Annotated in this window: 1 protein-coding gene; it reads right to left on the bottom strand. The window is 67.4% G+C overall.

The genetic code is table 11. The features are described 5' to 3' along the window. Positions 1 to 45 precede the first annotated feature (45 nt). The coding region (narJ, locus tag RM572_RS29370; protein WP_311676384.1) for a nitrate reductase molybdenum cofactor assembly chaperone at positions 46 to 430 on the bottom strand (385 nt) is incomplete at its 5' end.

Raw genomic sequence — 430 nt, 5'->3', positions numbered from 1 at the left:
CACAGCACGTTGCTCATTGCAGTCTTTCTCTCTTCGCGCAAGCGCTCATCGGCGGGTCCCCGGGCCTACCGGGTCCATCGCGAACGGGTCGAGGCCGACATCCTCGTCAGGCGGACCCTCGGCGGCGAGTTGTGCGATACGGCGGCGGTCGGCGCTGTTCACCGGGGGCAGTGTCGAAAGGACCGCGGCCAGCAGCCCGGCGTAATAGGAATCGTTGTCCTGCAGGGAGAGCCGCAGCAGTTCGAGCACCGGGACATGCTCGGCCAGCAGGCGCTCACCCTGGGCATGATCGACCGTCGCGGCGAACTCCAGCGCCATGGGCAGGTAGTCGGGCAGCTCTGAATTCTCCAGGTCGCCTACCTCCAGGCCCGCCTGGCGGTAGGCGTGCTTGAACCGCAGCAGGGCCATACCGCGTTTGCGGGTGTCGCCG

Source organism: Streptomyces hazeniae (assembly GCF_031845485.1).
Taxonomy (GTDB): domain Bacteria; phylum Actinomycetota; class Actinomycetes; order Streptomycetales; family Streptomycetaceae; genus Streptomyces; species Streptomyces hazeniae.
Note: the sequence above shows the minus strand (reverse complement) of the source record. Positions and strands in the feature narration are given on the sequence as shown.